14 protein-coding genes, 2 rRNA genes and 1 pseudogene (1 of these 17 only partly in view) are annotated in these 14,659 nt (G+C 49.1%); 2 read left to right on the top strand and 15 right to left on the bottom strand.

Annotated elements, in window-relative coordinates:
* Positions 1–11: 11 nt before the first annotated feature.
* Positions 12–776: a TatD family hydrolase gene (locus BJP58_RS19980; protein ID WP_194540292.1), complete on the bottom strand. Its 765-nt coding sequence runs from the start codon at positions 774–776 to the stop codon at positions 12–14.
* A 97-nt stretch (positions 777–873) separates the two neighbouring features.
* Positions 874–2,163, bottom strand: a complete 1,290-nt coding sequence (locus BJP58_RS19975) for an HD domain-containing protein (RefSeq protein WP_194540291.1) — start codon at positions 2,161–2,163, stop codon at positions 874–876.
* Between the two features lie 323 nt (positions 2,164–2,486).
* On the opposite strand from BJP58_RS19975, the gene BJP58_RS19970 reads away from it, so the two are divergent.
* Positions 2,487–2,741 (top strand): AbrB/MazE/SpoVT family DNA-binding domain-containing protein, encoded by a 255-nt coding sequence (locus BJP58_RS19970; protein ID WP_006207408.1) that lies wholly within the window; start codon positions 2,487–2,489, stop codon positions 2,739–2,741.
* A gap of 267 nt (positions 2,742–3,008) precedes the next feature.
* Here the strand turns inward: BJP58_RS19970 and rsmI are convergent, their stop codons facing one another.
* The 10 genes and pseudogenes from rsmI to BJP58_RS19920 all read right to left on the bottom strand — a co-directional run bounded on the left by rsmI (position 3,009) and on the right by BJP58_RS19920 (position 11,097).
* Positions 3,009–3,902, bottom strand: coding sequence for a 16S rRNA (cytidine(1402)-2'-O)-methyltransferase (gene rsmI, locus BJP58_RS19965; RefSeq protein ID WP_194540290.1), 894 nt, complete (start codon positions 3,900–3,902; stop codon positions 3,009–3,011).
* Positions 3,899–4,666: a tRNA1(Val) (adenine(37)-N6)-methyltransferase gene (locus tag BJP58_RS19960; protein ID WP_194540289.1), complete on the bottom strand. Its 768-nt coding sequence runs from the start codon at positions 4,664–4,666 to the stop codon at positions 3,899–3,901. The genes rsmI and BJP58_RS19960 overlap by 4 nt, the downstream gene beginning before the upstream one ends.
* A gap of 205 nt (positions 4,667–4,871) precedes the next feature.
* Positions 4,872–5,240, bottom strand: a complete 369-nt coding sequence (yabA, locus tag BJP58_RS19955; protein ID WP_009591928.1) for a DNA replication initiation control protein YabA — start codon at positions 5,238–5,240, stop codon at positions 4,872–4,874.
* 32 nt (positions 5,241–5,272) lie between these two features.
* The gene (locus BJP58_RS19950) at positions 5,273–6,073 is read right to left on the bottom strand and encodes a PSP1 domain-containing protein (protein WP_071221096.1); all 801 of its coding nucleotides are present in this window, start codon (positions 6,071–6,073) and stop codon (positions 5,273–5,275) included.
* A 56-nt stretch (positions 6,074–6,129) separates the two neighbouring features.
* Positions 6,130–7,116 carry a DNA polymerase III subunit delta' gene (gene holB, locus BJP58_RS19945; RefSeq protein ID WP_194540288.1) on the bottom strand — a complete coding sequence of 329 codons (987 nt, stop codon included), beginning with the start codon at positions 7,114–7,116 and terminating at the stop codon, positions 6,130–6,132.
* Positions 7,117–7,201: 85 nt separating this feature from the next.
* Positions 7,202–7,645, bottom strand: coding sequence for a YaaR family protein (locus BJP58_RS19940; RefSeq protein WP_071221098.1), 444 nt, complete (start codon positions 7,643–7,645; stop codon positions 7,202–7,204).
* Positions 7,646–7,981: 336 nt separating this feature from the next.
* Positions 7,982–8,311 (bottom strand): cyclic-di-AMP receptor, encoded by a 330-nt coding sequence (locus tag BJP58_RS19935; RefSeq protein ID WP_006207400.1) that lies wholly within the window; start codon positions 8,309–8,311, stop codon positions 7,982–7,984.
* A gap of 64 nt (positions 8,312–8,375) precedes the next feature.
* Positions 8,376–9,020, bottom strand: a complete 645-nt coding sequence (gene tmk / locus BJP58_RS19930) for a dTMP kinase (RefSeq protein ID WP_194540287.1) — start codon at positions 9,018–9,020, stop codon at positions 8,376–8,378.
* Positions 9,021–9,105: 85 nt separating this feature from the next.
* Positions 9,106–10,772 (bottom strand): annotated as a pseudogene (locus tag BJP58_RS19925) (aminotransferase class I/II-fold pyridoxal phosphate-dependent enzyme).
* Between the two features lie 139 nt (positions 10,773–10,911).
* Positions 10,912–11,097 carry a sigma factor G inhibitor Gin gene (locus tag BJP58_RS19920; RefSeq protein WP_071221101.1) on the bottom strand — a complete coding sequence of 62 codons (186 nt, stop codon included), beginning with the start codon at positions 11,095–11,097 and terminating at the stop codon, positions 10,912–10,914.
* A 232-nt stretch (positions 11,098–11,329) separates the two neighbouring features.
* Here BJP58_RS19920 and BJP58_RS19915 point away from each other — a divergent pair, with 232 nt between their 5' ends.
* Complete coding sequence (locus tag BJP58_RS19915) at positions 11,330–11,851, top strand: hypothetical protein (protein ID WP_194540286.1); 522 nt, start codon at positions 11,330–11,332, stop codon at positions 11,849–11,851.
* 96 nt (positions 11,852–11,947) lie between these two features.
* Here the strand turns inward: BJP58_RS19915 and BJP58_RS19910 are convergent, their stop codons facing one another.
* The 3 genes from BJP58_RS19910 to BJP58_RS19900 form a co-directional block, all read right to left on the bottom strand.
* Positions 11,948–12,385, bottom strand: coding sequence for a hypothetical protein (locus BJP58_RS19910; protein ID WP_194540285.1), 438 nt, complete (start codon positions 12,383–12,385; stop codon positions 11,948–11,950).
* A 345-nt stretch (positions 12,386–12,730) separates the two neighbouring features.
* Positions 12,731–12,847 (bottom strand): 5S ribosomal RNA (gene rrf / locus BJP58_RS19905).
* 146 nt (positions 12,848–12,993) lie between these two features.
* Positions 12,994–14,659: ribosomal RNA gene (locus BJP58_RS19900) — 23S ribosomal RNA — on the bottom strand (it continues 1,262 nt past the right edge of the window).

The following is a 14,659-nucleotide window of genomic DNA, read 5'->3' as shown; positions in this document are numbered from 1 at the left end:
TCTCGTTTTCGTTAAATACCAAATCGTTCCAGCGCATTTTGGGTGGTAATTTGGGCCAATTCCTCATAGGACAACCCTCTAATTTCGGCTGCCGCCTCCGCCACCAATTTTACATAAGCGGTCTCATTTCGTTTCCCGCGGAAGGGATGAGGTGTTAGGTAAGGGGAGTCCGTTTCGATCAATAATCGATCAAGCGGAACCTGCGCCAAAACCTCTTTGGGCTGCTTTGCATTTTTGAAGGTAATCGGCCCGCCAAACGAAATATGGAATCCCATATCGAGACATATTTTGGCCGTTTCCCAGCTTCCGGAGAAAGAATGCATGACACCGCCCACCTCGGAGGCTTTTTCCTCGCGCAAAATTCTCACGATATCTTCATGCGCATCCCGATTATGAATGACAATCGGCATGTTCAATTCCCGGGCCAGTCCGATCTGACGCCGAAGCACTCGGTGCTGAACTTCTTTCGGAGACGTATCCCAATAATAGTCCAAACCGATCTCTCCTATAGCCACCACTTTCTCGTGACTGCACAAAGAGGCGATCCAATCCAGGTCCTGATCCTCCATGGTAATGGCGTCTACAGGATGCCAGCCTACCGCTGCATATATAAAATCATAAGTTTCTGCCAGCTTCATCGTAGTCGGAATCGTCTCCCGGTTAAATCCAATATTGATCATCCGGGTCACGCCGGCTTCGAGCGCCCGCTGGATTGCCTCTTCCCGGTCTTCGTCGAATTGGGGAGCATCCATATGAGTGTGCGTGTCGAACAACATAAAATCCACACTCTCCTTCCTGTCGTTTCTGTGTCGTATATCTTCCATTAGCTGGGTAAATTGCAGATAAACCAAATGTTCCTGTTTTCCAACTAGGTTAATGTTGTTGTTTAAATACACTGGCTATCTTCTCCGGCATTTGAGCCAGCAGCGGACTTACCTTCTCCTCCGGATAATAAAGGTGGTACCGTCCTTTATGAATGCCGCTGATCGAGCGTACAATATCGGATACTTCCGAGATTTCCTTCAGCTCATCATGCCGATCCAGAAGCAGGATTTGCTTCTCGTTAAGCGGCATATCGGAATGAACCTTATCATAAGGAAGATCCGTTGGAAAATCAATCTCCAGGTCATATTCCGGATGCAATCCCACGGCACTGAATGCGTGGCGTATCCCGTCGATGGTCTCCAGATCGATGTTGTCGATTTCTACATATTTGTAGAGCTTTCGGTGCATGAAACGGCCGCATAATTCGCTAAGAAGAGGATCTTCCTCCTCCGTCCATTGCAGAAAGGCCGTTTGGATCAGAGCTTCATCAAGGCGCAGATATTGATTCACCCCGATATTCCCCGAAAACAACGCAGGAAGCGGTTCGATCATGAAACGAAAAGCATATCCACGGTCATGCAGTTCCTTGGCCCGGCGGAAAATTTGGCGCAGGATAATTTCGGAGCTTCGGGTGACAGGATGAAAATACACCTGCCAGTACATCTGATACCTTGACATCAGGTAATCCTCTACGGCATGCATACCCGATTCCTTCACGACGACCCGATCCCGGTACGGCCGCAGCATCCGCAAGATCCGGTCAATATCAATCGTTCCGTAATTGACTCCCGTATAATACGCATCCCTTAACAAATAATCCATCCGGTCTGCATCCAGCGGACTAGTGACCAGGTTTATCACAATCGGCTTGTCGTAGGTTTTGTTAATAACCGAAGCCACTTTCTCGGGGAAATCCGCTCCAAGCTCCCGCAGTACCTGATTGACGCAAGTATCCCCAAGCAGGATCCGGCATGTCCAATCCTCGTGATTCATATGAAAAGCTTCTTCTATAGAATGAGAAAAGGGCCCATGCCCCAAATCATGCAGCAGAGCCGCGCAGAGGGCAACTTGCCTTTCCTCGGCAGGCCAATCGGAGTACCCCCTCCGTTCGAATTGAGAGATGATTCTTCTCGTAATTTCATAGACTCCCAGTGAATGGGAGAATCGGCTGTGCTCGGCCCCGTGAAAGGTCAGAAATGAAGTCCCGAGCTGTCTCACCCGGCGGAGCCGCTGGAATTCCGGGGTATCGATTAATCGCCATATGATATCGTCTTGCACATGAATATAATTGTGGACGGGATCCTTAAACACTTTTTCTTCCGAAATTGGTGAATGCATTCCATCTCAACTCCTTATCGTTTTGATTTGGGTTTTTGCCGATAAACACTTCTTTTGACATCTAATGTCGAACCATGTCGAATAAGGTAAAATTACGCTTTCCAAATCGACAAATAGAAAACCGCAGCAAAAATTGGTTCGTTTATGGTAATTACGTTGCTATACAAGGGTTTCGTTCACTATACTTTCGTAAATAGGTTCCGATTTTTCAAAAATATAGGTTGACTGTTTTGGGAATCGTTGGTACTATAAATAACATAAAAACTAGAACTATGTCGAATTATGACTTTTTTAAATTATGGCGAGAGGGGCATTTATAAGTTATGATGAAATCAACAGGAATTGTAAGGAAAGTCGATGAGCTTGGACGGGTCGTCATTCCAATTGAGTTACGCCGTACGCTCGGAATTGGTGAGAAAGATGCATTGGAGATTTATGTAGACGGCGAACGCATCATGCTTAAGAAATATGAGCCTGCCTGCATCTTCTGTGGTAACGCTGAGAATGTCACTTACTTCAAAGGTAAAATTGTTTGCCATGAATGTATCTCGGAAATCCCTACACCTGTGACAAATTAAGATTTTTAGTATATAATAGCATTATTACATTTTGTTAATTCTAACCTTTTTCATATCTCCTTGGTGCCTTCCTCGGCTATGAACCCGGCCGCAGGAGGGTCTTTTTTTGATATTAAAGAATTTATAAGTTTTCAGCGAAGTGAGCAATTCTTTAATCGCATTTATTTATATGTTTTGGGGTCCCCGCAAAGGATTTGAATAAACATCGAAGCATAGGCCCCACTTTGTGGGGCTATTTGTTATCCCCCTGCGCCGAGTTACGCTAGATCACGAATCCGTCAGGAGTGCATTATAAATATCCCGCTTCGATACACCGCGATCACTCGCGGTTTTTTTCATGGCATCCTTGCGGCTTAGTCCTTCCCGCTCATAATGTTCCACATGCTCCTGGAGCGAAAGCTCCTGCCACCAGGCATTTTTCTCTTTAAGCTCCTCTTCTGCACTGCCGGCTTCAACCACCAAACAATATTCTCCCAGCGGCGGATGCTCCGTGAGCCAGTCCAGACATTCGGAGATTGTTCCGCGCAAGAACTCCTCGTAGCGCTTGGTTAGTTCGCGAGCCAAGGTCACCTTCCGATTTCCCAGTACCTCCTGCAAGATCTCCAGGGTCTTTTTCACGCGATGCGGAGATTCATAAAATAATAACGTTCCCTGCGCCGATTGCAAAGCTTGCAGCTGCTGGACGATATCTTTGCGCTCCCGCGGCAAAAAGCCGATAAACGTAAACCGTTCGGTCGGCAAACCCGAAACGATTAAGGCGGAAAGAGCGGCATTGGCCCCCGGGATCGGAATGACCGAAATGCCCGCTTCAATCGCAAGTGAAACCAGATCACTGCCAGGGTCCGAAATCGCCGGCAGACCGGCGTCGCTGACGAGTGCCACATTTTTTCCTTCTATTATATAACGTATGATTTCAGGCCCGCTGGCCGCCTTATTATGCTCGTGATAACTAAACAGCGGTTTGGCCGGAATTTCGAAATGGGTCAGCAGCTTGCGTGACTGCCTCGTATCCTCTGCGGCGATAATATCGCACTCCTGAAGGATGCGCACGGCTCGATAGGTCATATCCTCCAAATTACCGATCGGCGTTGCCACCAAATACAGAGAGCCCGGGCTCCCCTCTCCCTGGTCGGCATAACTTTGCTGTATAAGATTTCTCATTCGTTCGTCTCATCCTTATGTGTTCCGTAGTAAATTTCCATAAAATCCGGTCCATAGTTTCCTTGCTCATCATACACGATCAGCGGGGGCTTCAGCCGAACCTCAGGCTTCCCGTCCCGAATCCCCTCGATAAGCACCATGTTCGCTTCCATATTCACGCGCGGATGGACAAAGCGGATGACTTTGGGCTCAATCCGGTATTTGCTCATCAGCGTAATGATTTCTGCCAGCCGCAGGGGCTTGTGGACCATGCTCATCTTCCCGCCTTGGCGAAGCAGTCTTGCACAGGATTCAATTACTTCCTCAAGCGTACAGTGAATTTCATGCCTGGCAATCGCCTGGTGCTCATTCAGCTTCAAGTCGCTGCCGTTCATCGGCATATAAGGCGGGTTGACCGTAATCAGGTCGTACGCTCCATACCCTTTTTCCTTGTACAGTTCCCGCAGATCTCCTTCATGAATCGTGATCTGATCCTGCAGATCATTCATCTCGACGCTCCGTCTGGCCATGTCTGCAAGTCTGGGCTGAATCTCAATCCCCTCGATCGGCGCTCCTGTACGTGTTGACAGCAGGATCGGAACAACTCCGTTTCCCGTGCACATATCCAAAATACGGCCCCTGCGCGGAATGCTGGCAAACCTGGCGAGCAGGACGGCGTCCATGGAAAAGCTGAATACCTCCTCACTCTGGATGATGCCAAGCTCATGGGTAAGCAGATCATCAATCCGCTCGGATGGTTGCAATAACACTTCTTTCAATTTCATAGTTTCAACCCTTTATCTCCATAATTCCAAACACGCTCTTCTGGTGTATCGGCTCTCTACATAGTACCTGATAAAATGAAATACATAAAAGGCTGCTCTTCACATTGCATGACAAGCAGCCGTATGGTATTTTTTCAATCGCGATCCTTACAGTATAACCTTTCCATTCTAGAAAAAAACCGTAGGCAGTTTCTCCTACGGCTTCTTATTTATTCAAAAAAGATAAGCAGAACAGGCAATCCCCTTCCGTCCGCAGATGTCCGTAATAGACATTGCAGATGTGGAAGCCTTCATGATACAGCCGAGCCAGGTTATCATATCCCTCGCCGACCACATCTTCATGTTCCTCATCCTTCACATGAGGCTGAGGTTGTAAAGCCACTGGGTTTTCCAATTCTGCCGGATTGACTTCCCGCTTTAAAATTTTCCGGAGCTGTTCATTTTCAAGACTGAGGCGATGGTTCTCTTCCAGCAGTTCCTTGATGACCAGCTTAAGTCCACCCAGTTCACTGTGTATATGTCCCATCTGTGTTTCCAACTCTTGAATGAGCACAAAAATGTTTTTCTTCTCCAAGTCTACACCCCGAAAATAAACATTCTATTGGACTATTTGATGACAACGTCATCCATTGGAAGTTCCTTAACCTTACCAATTTCAAACAGCTGAACATGAACCGTCCGCTTATCCGCATTCAGTCCGACTACTTTGCCTTCTCCAAGCGAAGTAACGACCATTTTCCCAGCGGATGGAAGCTCTTCTTTCACGCTTTCATAATTATCATGCTCAAACTTCAGGCAGCACATCAATCTTCCACATAGCCCGGAAATTTTAGTCGGATTGAGCGATAGGCTTTGATCCTTTGCCATCTTGATCGATACCGGCTCAAAATCACCAAGCCATGAGGAACAGCACAGTACGCGTCCGCAAGGTCCAAGACCGCCGAGCATTTTTGCTTCATCGCGAACTCCAATCTGGCGAAGTTCGATTCTTGTACGGAATATACTGGCCAGATCCTTGACCAGCTCACGGAAATCCACACGGCCTTCCGCCGTGAAGTAGAAAATGATTTTGTTGCGGTCAAAGGTAAATTCCACATCGACCAGCTTCATTTTCAGTTCGTGATCCCGAATTTTATTTAAACAGGTGGTGAATGCATCCTTAGCCGCTTGTTTGTTCTCTTCAACCACACGGGCATCAGAATCACCAGCGATCCGAATGACCTTCTTGAGCGGAAGGACAACGTCTGATTCACCGACCTCCTTCTTTCCTATCACAACTTGACCATACTCAATACCTCTCGCGGTTTCCACAATGACGGATTGTTCCTTCTCCACTGGCAGGTCGAGCGGATCAAAGTAATATATTTTGCCCGCCTTCTTAAAGCGGACACCTACTACACTGTACAAAAATAAACCCCCTTGTGCCTGTACATAATGGCCATTCTGCGGGCCTGGGGGTCTTCTCACGCCGGAGTGTTACCGCCCAAACCCATCAATAACTGCTCTAAACTGAGCTGTCCATTGACATTATAGCGTAACTTCTTCTGACACTCTGCGGCCAAATCCATGTATGACACCCACTGTGCTGTGCTGCGGGCTGATGCATGACCAGAGATATACTCTGCCTGATCTATGAAAACGAGAGACTCTTTCCTTCCATACTGGACATGGATCATGTCCTTAAACCATAAATGAAACATACTGAACAATAGGTCCAGATGATCTGAGAGTTCGGTTTTGAACACTTTTTGACTCGCTGTGATGATGGCTGAGCCGCTGCGGTTCAAAGACTCCTTCCCTAATTGTAACACTACGTTTCTAATTTCTGCAAACCAATTCTCACTCAATATTTTCCTGCACTCTTCAAGACCTGATGAAAGGTGAACAGCGCAGCGTACAAGTGCGGCAGGATAACCTTCCCCTACAAGAACCTTCTCCATCATCTGCGGATCTAAAGCCCGGAATGGAACCTGCTGGGATCTCGATTGAATGGTGGGCAAAAGGGCCTGTCCGTTCTCGGCAATCAGAATCGCTACAGCCGGCGCTTGGGGTTCCTCCAAAAATTTCAGCAGGCTGTTGGCTGCCTGTGTGGTCATCTTCTCCGCCCGGTCAATGATATAAACCTTAGGATTGCGATTCTCCGATCGATAAGAGAATATACGCTGAAGATCGCGAATCTGATCGATCTTAATGCTTGCTCCATCAGGCTCAACCAATGTAAGATCGGGATGGTTGCCATGATCTACCTTGCGGCATTCCAAACATTGGCCGCAGGCATCGTCTTCAAGTTCCGTACAAAACAAAGCCTTGGCAAACGTAAGCGCCGTCTGCATCTGTCCGGCACCATGAGGGCCGCTAAACAGATAGGCATGACTGACCGCATTACGGCGCAAGGCATTTTGCAGCAGTTGCTTCGCAGTCTCTTGACCTACGATATCATTAAAAGACATAAGTCCTCACTTTCTATCAATCCTTCATAATCCTCCTCCATGTGGAGCAGTCATGAATTACGATACGCTTCCTTGCTTTTTGCAGCTAGAATACAAGATTGATCAGCATGCCTCGAATTTCACCAACTCGGTTCAGCAGATCAATTCTCCCCTGCTCCGTATCCAGCAGTTCATCCGCCATTGCGAGCAGCGCAGAATCGACTTCATCGATTACATTATACCGCTTTCCGCGTCCCCGGCGGTCCCAGCCGCGCGTTTCTTTCATTTTCACACCGCGACGTACCGTTTCCTCCAGGAATCGGCGAACCATCAATTTATACGCTTTGAGCTCTCGAACGGTCATCGCCTTAGCCAATCGATCACCTTGCATTGCAATTTCACGCATTTGACGACTCAGCTCTTCATGGGTCGCACGTTCTCCCTGCTGCTGCATCATATCCGAGAACGATCGCTTCTGAATCGGTCTGGCGTTGCCATCCGGCACCGTGAGTTCGCTTTTCATGGGCCGAAAGCCCGGATTGATCTTCACCTGAATCCACCGCCTATTGCGTTATTTCTTGCATCTAATAAAACGGAGGCATCGGTACGTTCATATCGAACAAACCTGTGCCTCACGTGAACGTACCTTGAAATGGATTGCTTGTCAAGCGATTTACTAACAATTATCGATAAATCGGACGATTATCCGGAATTCATTGAAATCATCCATCTATTAAGATCATCTCCCGAGTGCGGCGATCTACGGTAACTATTTTTATTATGATACAGAAGTGGTTCAGAAGACTTTGGTGACAGGAGAACACAGCCGTCAAATATCCCAATAAAAACATCCGTTACGTATCTATCGCAGATCCAGAAAATGAATTTAGAAATGCTCGAATCGTTCTACAGGGAGAACAAACACGGTTGCGCCACCAACCTGCACTTCGACCGGAAGCGGCAAGTAGGAATCGGTTGTACCACTCATAGGGGTTACCGGGGTGACCAGCTGTTCACGAACTTTACAGCTTGTGCGAATGACACTGAGCACACTTTCAACCTGTGAATCGTCTACCCCGATCATAAAGGTGGTGTTCCCCGCCTTCAGGAAGCCGCCTGTACTTGCAAGCTTTGTTGCCCGAAAATTAGCTTTGACCAATGCGGCGGAGAGACGGTTGCTATCTTTATCCTGGACAATCGCAACTATCAATTTCATGGTAAACCCTCCTTGTTTATTTGGACATCGCATGTCCTTAACAGTACTTATTTGACAAACAACCTCAAAAATCCTTTAATATCGCGTCTTCCAAGTGACGAATCATTTCTCTTTCCACCTGAGCCGGCGTTTTGGAAGCATCCACAATGCGAATTCGATCCTGATTACGCTCTGCTACCAATAGATAGCCTTCCCTAACTTTCTCGTGAAATGCCATGGTCTCCATATCCAGCCGATTCAATTCCCGTTCTGCATTTGCCGTTATCCGGGACATGCCAATCTTCGGCTCCACATCAAACAACAGCGTTAGATCCGGCATGCGGGTATCAATCGCAAATTGATTGATGTTCCATACCTCCTCCATGCCCAGTCCGCGTGCATATCCCTGGTAAACCAGACTGCTGTCCACGAACCGGTCACACAGTACGGTCAAGCCCTGGCTCAAAGCCGGCTCCACCTTCTCCACAAGATGCTGACGGCGGGCTGCCGCATACAACAATGCTTCGGTGCGTGCATCCATCGCGGTATGCTCCGGATCGAGAATAATGGAGCGGATCTTCTCCGCAATCTCAATGCCGCCGGGCTCACGTGTAATCAGATACGGAATCGAATGGTTCTGCATAAAGGCAGCGAGTCTGCCCATCATGGTCGTTTTTCCGGATCCGTCTCCTCCTTCGATGGTAATAAATAGTGGTCTGCGATTATTCATAGCGTATCCTGCTTTCATCATTTGTTGATCGAGGAGCTCTAAGTTATACACTCCGGTATACCAGCGTAAAGTGGAGTTCCTTCCTTCACGTTTCCTTATAAACGACAATGGTTTGCAGCGTTGGATCGGATATCCCCTGGCATTTCGCCCCTGCATGCCTTAATACCAGGAGCCTCTGTTCCATTTCCGCTGTGATGTCTTCGCCTGGGTATAAGATCGGTATGCCTGGCGGGTAGGGAATAACCATCTCCGCCGCCTTTCGCCCAGCGCTCTTCGCTAACGGCACCGATTCCAACCTCCCCCTGTCAATCGGCTTGAGTGAGAAAGGAATTGGGGCCGAATAAGGAGTCTCTGCGGACAAATTGTTCCACGTGGAAACATCGGAGATCAGTCTTGCGTCAGTTAACAATTTATCATCGGTATCGAAATGATTGGAATCCATATCCTCGTGGGCCTCTCGCGGCTCATAGCTCATGAAATCCCCCTGATCCCGCAGTGTCCGGATCAGTAATTCCGTGCTCTCTGCCGTAGCGCCTGGTTCGGTTCCGATCCCTTCTATCTTCTCCCCCTGCTCTACAATATGCACAAGAGCCCATAAGACGTGATTCGCATCTTCCCGAGTCGATGCCAGCGTAAACAATAAGACGACGCGCTGCTCGTCACTCATCTCCGGCACACAGCCGCACGCCTCTAGTGCGCGCTGGAGTGCATACCCGCTCAGGGACCCGGTGCGGTCATAGATGACCGCCTTGAACGGGTCCTGGCGGGTATACGCCGCAGCGGCCGTGCCCGCGGCGTGGCCCCCGGGCTGCGGTGGCTGCAGCAGCCCGAAGCGCGGCAGCTTCGCGAGGCCGCGCCGGAAGGTCTCCACGGCGGCCAGGCCAGCCGTGAAGGCGCCTGCGCCCTGCGTGTGCAGCAACCGCCGCGCCAGATCCAGCGAAGCCATGAGCGGGTACGAGGGGCTGGAGCTCTGCACCATGGCCAGCCGCTGGCGCAGCAGGCTTCGGTCCAGCAGCCCGCCCTGTACATGCAGCATGGCTCCCATCGTCATGGCGGCTAACATCTTGTGTGTGGATTGAACCACACCATCCGCCCCGCATGACAAAGCGTTCATCGGCAGCTGGGGATGCTGTCCGTAATGAGCTCCGTGCGCTTCGTCCACCAGCAGTGGAATGTCGCGCTTATGGCACGCTTCCGCGAGCGGCCTTAAGTCGCTCCCCATCCCGTAGTAGTTCGGCATCGTGACGATCGCCCCACGTGCCTCAGGGTAGGCCTCAAGAGCCGCTGCCAGCGTAGCCGCAGATGGAGCAATGGCTAAACCGCTTGGCTTGTCCATCTCTGGCTGAAGAAACACCGCCCTTGCACCCGCCAGCATCAATCCGTTCAACACAGACTTGTGTACGTTCCGCTGTACAAGCACGATATCGCCCGGTTCACGGCAAACCGTCAGGATTAGCGCCAAATTGCCGGCTGTACTTCCCCCACCAGGAAGAAGCTTTCCTCTGCGCCAAAACAATCTGCAGCCAGCTCCTGTGCTTCCTGAATAACGCCTTCCGGATGAAATAAATCATCGGTTCCGGTAATTTCCGTCACGTCAATGCGCATGGCCTCTTGCAGCATCTCCGCAGCGTTACCTTCTTCTGCATATGCCCTGCCATTTTTATGACCAGGTACATGAAAAGATGAAGCCCCACGTTCTCGATACCATATTAAAGCTTCTGCAAGTGGGGCACGCTCTCTATGTGTAGTCATCGACATATCCCTTCGGATTACATTCTCTAACCTATTTTAACGCAATTTGAAACCTACGCCTACGTCTCCATGCACGGAAAGCCCCCTCTAAACAAAAAAAGGCCTTTCATTCAGGCCCATTTGACGCGTGTACCCGCATCTATGCATTTTTCGGCATGGCAATCTGTTTTAATTGACGAATAAAAAAATGATATTTGGCATCTTCCGCACTGGTATGAACGATTTCGGACTCACATTCCTCGCATACGAATTGCGAGACAATGGTGATTCCCTCTGTCTTCGTCTGATTGCATATGATACACACGTGTTCGGTCAATTCTTCCATAACCATCCCACCTTGATCCTTTTCCTATTAGTATGACACAGTTTCTATTATTTTAAACCTTTTCATAGGATATCGGTCTACGCTTTATGTATATGTACCCCTTGGTGCCCTTGTGTCTGTACCTTTTTTTTCAGCTTAATAAAAATATGATTTTGTCCGATAAAGACATAAAAGACTTAATCTTCTCGTCTATCGAAATTCACTTCTACTTAAAGGGGGACGGCATAGCCCAATGGCAGATCCACATGGTCAAGCCACCTTTTATCACTATCGATTAATTAAGAAAATCCAAATTCCCAAAAGCTTGCTCATCCTCTACTTAAGTTTGCCTTGGCTAGCAGCGGCTGCAGGTGCATTTTGGGTGTCACCGTATTTCCTGCTCTATCTGCTAATCGCCTTTCCGCTTATGTTATGGATCCAGTATGTCGTCGGACATACCGTGCTCGTCCTATTGGGAGCAAGCTACCGCAAACGTTGGCGCTTCCGTCTGAGGTTGCCTTGGCTTGGTTATATTCCGGATCAACACGTCAGCCGTCGCGTATTTAATTTAGTGCAGTTCTATACCTGTTGGGTGGGGATTGTCTTAAGCGCTATCATGGCCTTCTGGTCTCCGTTGCCTTTTGCCATTACGCTTCTGTTCTGGCATCTTTGGCTCCTTCTCCCGCGCGGCTATACGATGCTGCGTCTGAGCGGCCAGCGTAAAGATGGCATGTTGAAAATGAATGAACAGGACATCTCCTACTACCTGCAATAATGTTGAAGCTTCTGCATCCATCACTACATAGCGCTATAAACCCGATTTCCGTTTCAAACTAAATAAAGACCTCATTCCGAAGTCGGAACGAGGTCTTTATTCATTTGCTTTATTGCTTTCCAATCCTTGTATGGCTTGTTTTTTTAGCTGTGCCGGAACCGTGATTATAAGAAAATCGTCATGCACCGATAGGTGGACGATACTTTTACCTTTTTCAAAAACTAAAGAAGAACCGTTATCTTCAACTTCTTTCTGCTTCCATCCCCACGACTCAATCTCTTCCAGGTAGGCTTCAGGAATGCTGTCGTCTCCCTTTAAGCCCGGAAGCGCATACCGTACATAATCCAAGTCACTAATGCCTGTGGTTTGCTCCGTTTTATTCGCTTCCTTCGGAACCGGGAATGACTTCACATTCGCCGCGCCGTCAAAGGTTTCCCAGCTTGGTTTTGTGGATGCCCCACATCCGGATCCGATCAACACGATCGTAACCGCACAGATCATCCCTGCCACATGCAGACCACGTTTACACAACATGTAATTGTCCTCCTTCCCCACGATAACCGGTCTCCAGATGAGTATTCATAGTTGGTTGGTTAATGGAGAACCTTCCAATCAGGCCTTATTTCCTACTGCCTGCGCATATCGGTAATCATATTCCCGATTATACCTAATTCTATTATACTGATTTTTGGCATGGTATCGGTAACAAAATCTTCATCTGTTTACGTCAATTTTAGGATCATGTTATATAACAGAGAAGCTGCTGACATCACGCTGCAGCATATATCATTAGTCGGACAATCTCTAAATCTGCACTTCATCAAAACTTCGGTGAACACAAATAAAAACCACCATCGATTACATCGACAGTGGTTTTTCGCTTGGCGACGTCCTACTCTCCCGGGACCCTTCGGTCCAAGTACCATCGGCGCTGGAAGGCTTAACGGTCGTGTTCGGTATGGGAACGCGTGGAACCCTTCCGCCATCGCCACCAAACGGCTCAGATGCTTGATCACCTGAAAACTAGATACGAAACGAAATTTGCGTTGATTAGAATCCGTAGCATTACCCGATGTGGTATCGGGGTCCCCGAAAAGTATTCGGTGTCAGCTTCAAAGCTTCACTTCACTTTTTGGGGTCATTTGGATAAGCCCTCGACCGATTAGTATTGGTCAGCTCCATGCATTGCTGCACTTCCACCTCCAACCTATCTACCTCGTCGTCTTCAAGGGGTCTTACTAATTGGGAAATCTCATCTTGAGGGGGGCTTCACGCTTAGATGCTTTCAGCGCTTATCCCGTCCGTACGTAGCTACCCAGCCATGCTCCTGGCGGAACAACTGGTGCACCAGCGGTACGTCCATCCCGGTCCTCTCGTACTAAGGACAGCTCCTCTCAAATTTCCTACGCCCACGACAGATAGGGACCGAACTGTCTCACGACGTTCTGAACCCAGCTCGCGTACCGCTTTAATGGGCGAACAGCCCAACCCTTGGGACCTACTTCAGCCCCAGGATGCGATGAGCCGACATCGAGGTGCCAAACCTCCCCGTCGATGTGGACTCTTGGGGGAGATAAGCCTGTTATCCCCAGGGTAGCTTTTATCCGTTGAGCGATGGCCCTTCCATGCGGTACCACCGGATCACTAAGCCCGACTTTCGTCCCTGCTCGACTTGTAGGTCTCGCAGTCAAGCTCCCTTATGCCTTTGCACTCTTCGAATGATTTCCAACCATTCTGAGGGAACCTTGGGGCGCCTCCGTTACTCTTTAGGAGGCGACCGCCCCAGTCAAACTGCCCGCCTGACACTGTCCCCGTACCGGATTACGGTACCAGGTTAGAACCTAGATACGATCAGGGTGGTATCCCAACGTCGCCTCCACACAAGCTGGCGCTCATGCTTCAAAGGCTCCCACCTATCCTGTACAGATCGTACCCAAATCCAATATCAAGCTGCAGTAAAGCTCCATGGGGTCTTTCCGTCTTGTCGCGGGTAACCTGCATCTTCACAGGTATTAAAATTTCACCGGATCTCTCGTTGAGACAGCGCCCAAGTCGTTACGCCATTCGTGCGGGTCAGAATTTACCTGACAAGGAATTTCGCTACCTTAGGACCGTTATAGTTACGGCCGCCGTTTACTGGGGCTTCGGTTCACAGCTTCGGATTGCTCCTAACCGCTCCCCTTAACCTTCCAGCACCGGGCAGGCGTCAGCCCGTATACTTCGCCTTACGGCTTCGCACAGACCTGTGTTTTTGCTAAACAGTCGCTTGGGCCTTTTCACTGCGGCCCCCTCGGGCTATTCACCCTACCGAGGCACCCCTTCTCCCGAAGTTACGGGGTCATTTTGCCGAGTTCCTTAACGAGAGTTCTTCCGCGCGCCTTAGAATTCTCTTCTCGCCTACCTGTGTCGGTTTGCGGTACGGGCACCTTCACCTGACTAGAGGCTTTTCTTGGCAGTGTGAGATCATGACCTTCGCTACTATAATTTTCACTCCCCATCACAGCCCAGCCTTATCGATGTGCGGATTTGCCTACACATCAGCCTCACTGCTTGGACGGACATCCATCAGTCCGCGTCACTACCCTCCTGCGTCACCCCATCGTTCATAACGGTTTACGGTGGTACAGGAATTTCAACCTGTTGTCCTTCGATTACGCCTTTCGGCCTCACCTTAGGTCCCGACTTACCCTGAGCGGACGAGCCTTCCTCAGGAAACCTTGGGCTTTCGGCGGATCAGATTCTCACTGATCTTTTCGTTACTCATACCGGCATTCTCACTTGTGTACTCTCCAGCGCTCCTTACGGTAC

The sequence above is a fragment of the Paenibacillus sp. JZ16 genome (genome assembly GCF_015326965.1).
GTDB lineage: Bacteria > Bacillota > Bacilli > Paenibacillales > Paenibacillaceae > Paenibacillus_AQ.
Note: the sequence above shows the minus strand (reverse complement) of the source record. Positions and strands in the feature narration are given on the sequence as shown.

Coding starts and splice junctions, on each gene's coding strand:
- rsmI (WP_194540290.1), bottom strand. CDS start 3,902: ATGAGAAATCTTATACAGCAAAGTTATGCCGACCAGGGAGAGGGGAGC.
- BJP58_RS19980 (WP_194540292.1), bottom strand. CDS start 776: ATGTTGTTCGACACGCACACTCATATGGATGCTCCCCAATTCGACGAA.
- BJP58_RS19935 (WP_006207400.1), bottom strand. CDS start 8,311: ATGAAATTGATAGTTGCGATTGTCCAGGATAAAGATAGCAACCGTCTC.
- BJP58_RS19975 (WP_194540291.1), bottom strand. CDS start 2,163: ATGCATTCACCAATTTCGGAAGAAAAAGTGTTTAAGGATCCCGTCCAC.
- BJP58_RS19960 (WP_194540289.1), bottom strand. CDS start 4,666: ATGAAATTGAAAGAAGTGTTATTGCAACCATCCGAGCGGATTGATGAT.
- BJP58_RS19910 (WP_194540285.1), bottom strand. CDS start 12,385: ATGTTGTGTAAACGTGGTCTGCATGTGGCAGGGATGATCTGTGCGGTT.
- holB (WP_194540288.1), bottom strand. CDS start 7,116: ATGTCTTTTAATGATATCGTAGGTCAAGAGACTGCGAAGCAACTGCTG.
- BJP58_RS19920 (WP_071221101.1), bottom strand. CDS start 11,097: ATGGAAGAATTGACCGAACACGTGTGTATCATATGCAATCAGACGAAG.
- BJP58_RS19970 (WP_006207408.1), top strand. CDS start 2,487: ATGATGAAATCAACAGGAATTGTAAGGAAAGTCGATGAGCTTGGACGG.
- tmk (WP_194540287.1), bottom strand. CDS start 9,020: ATGAATAATCGCAGACCACTATTTATTACCATCGAAGGAGGAGACGGA.
- BJP58_RS19915 (WP_194540286.1), top strand. CDS start 11,330: ATGGCAGATCCACATGGTCAAGCCACCTTTTATCACTATCGATTAATT.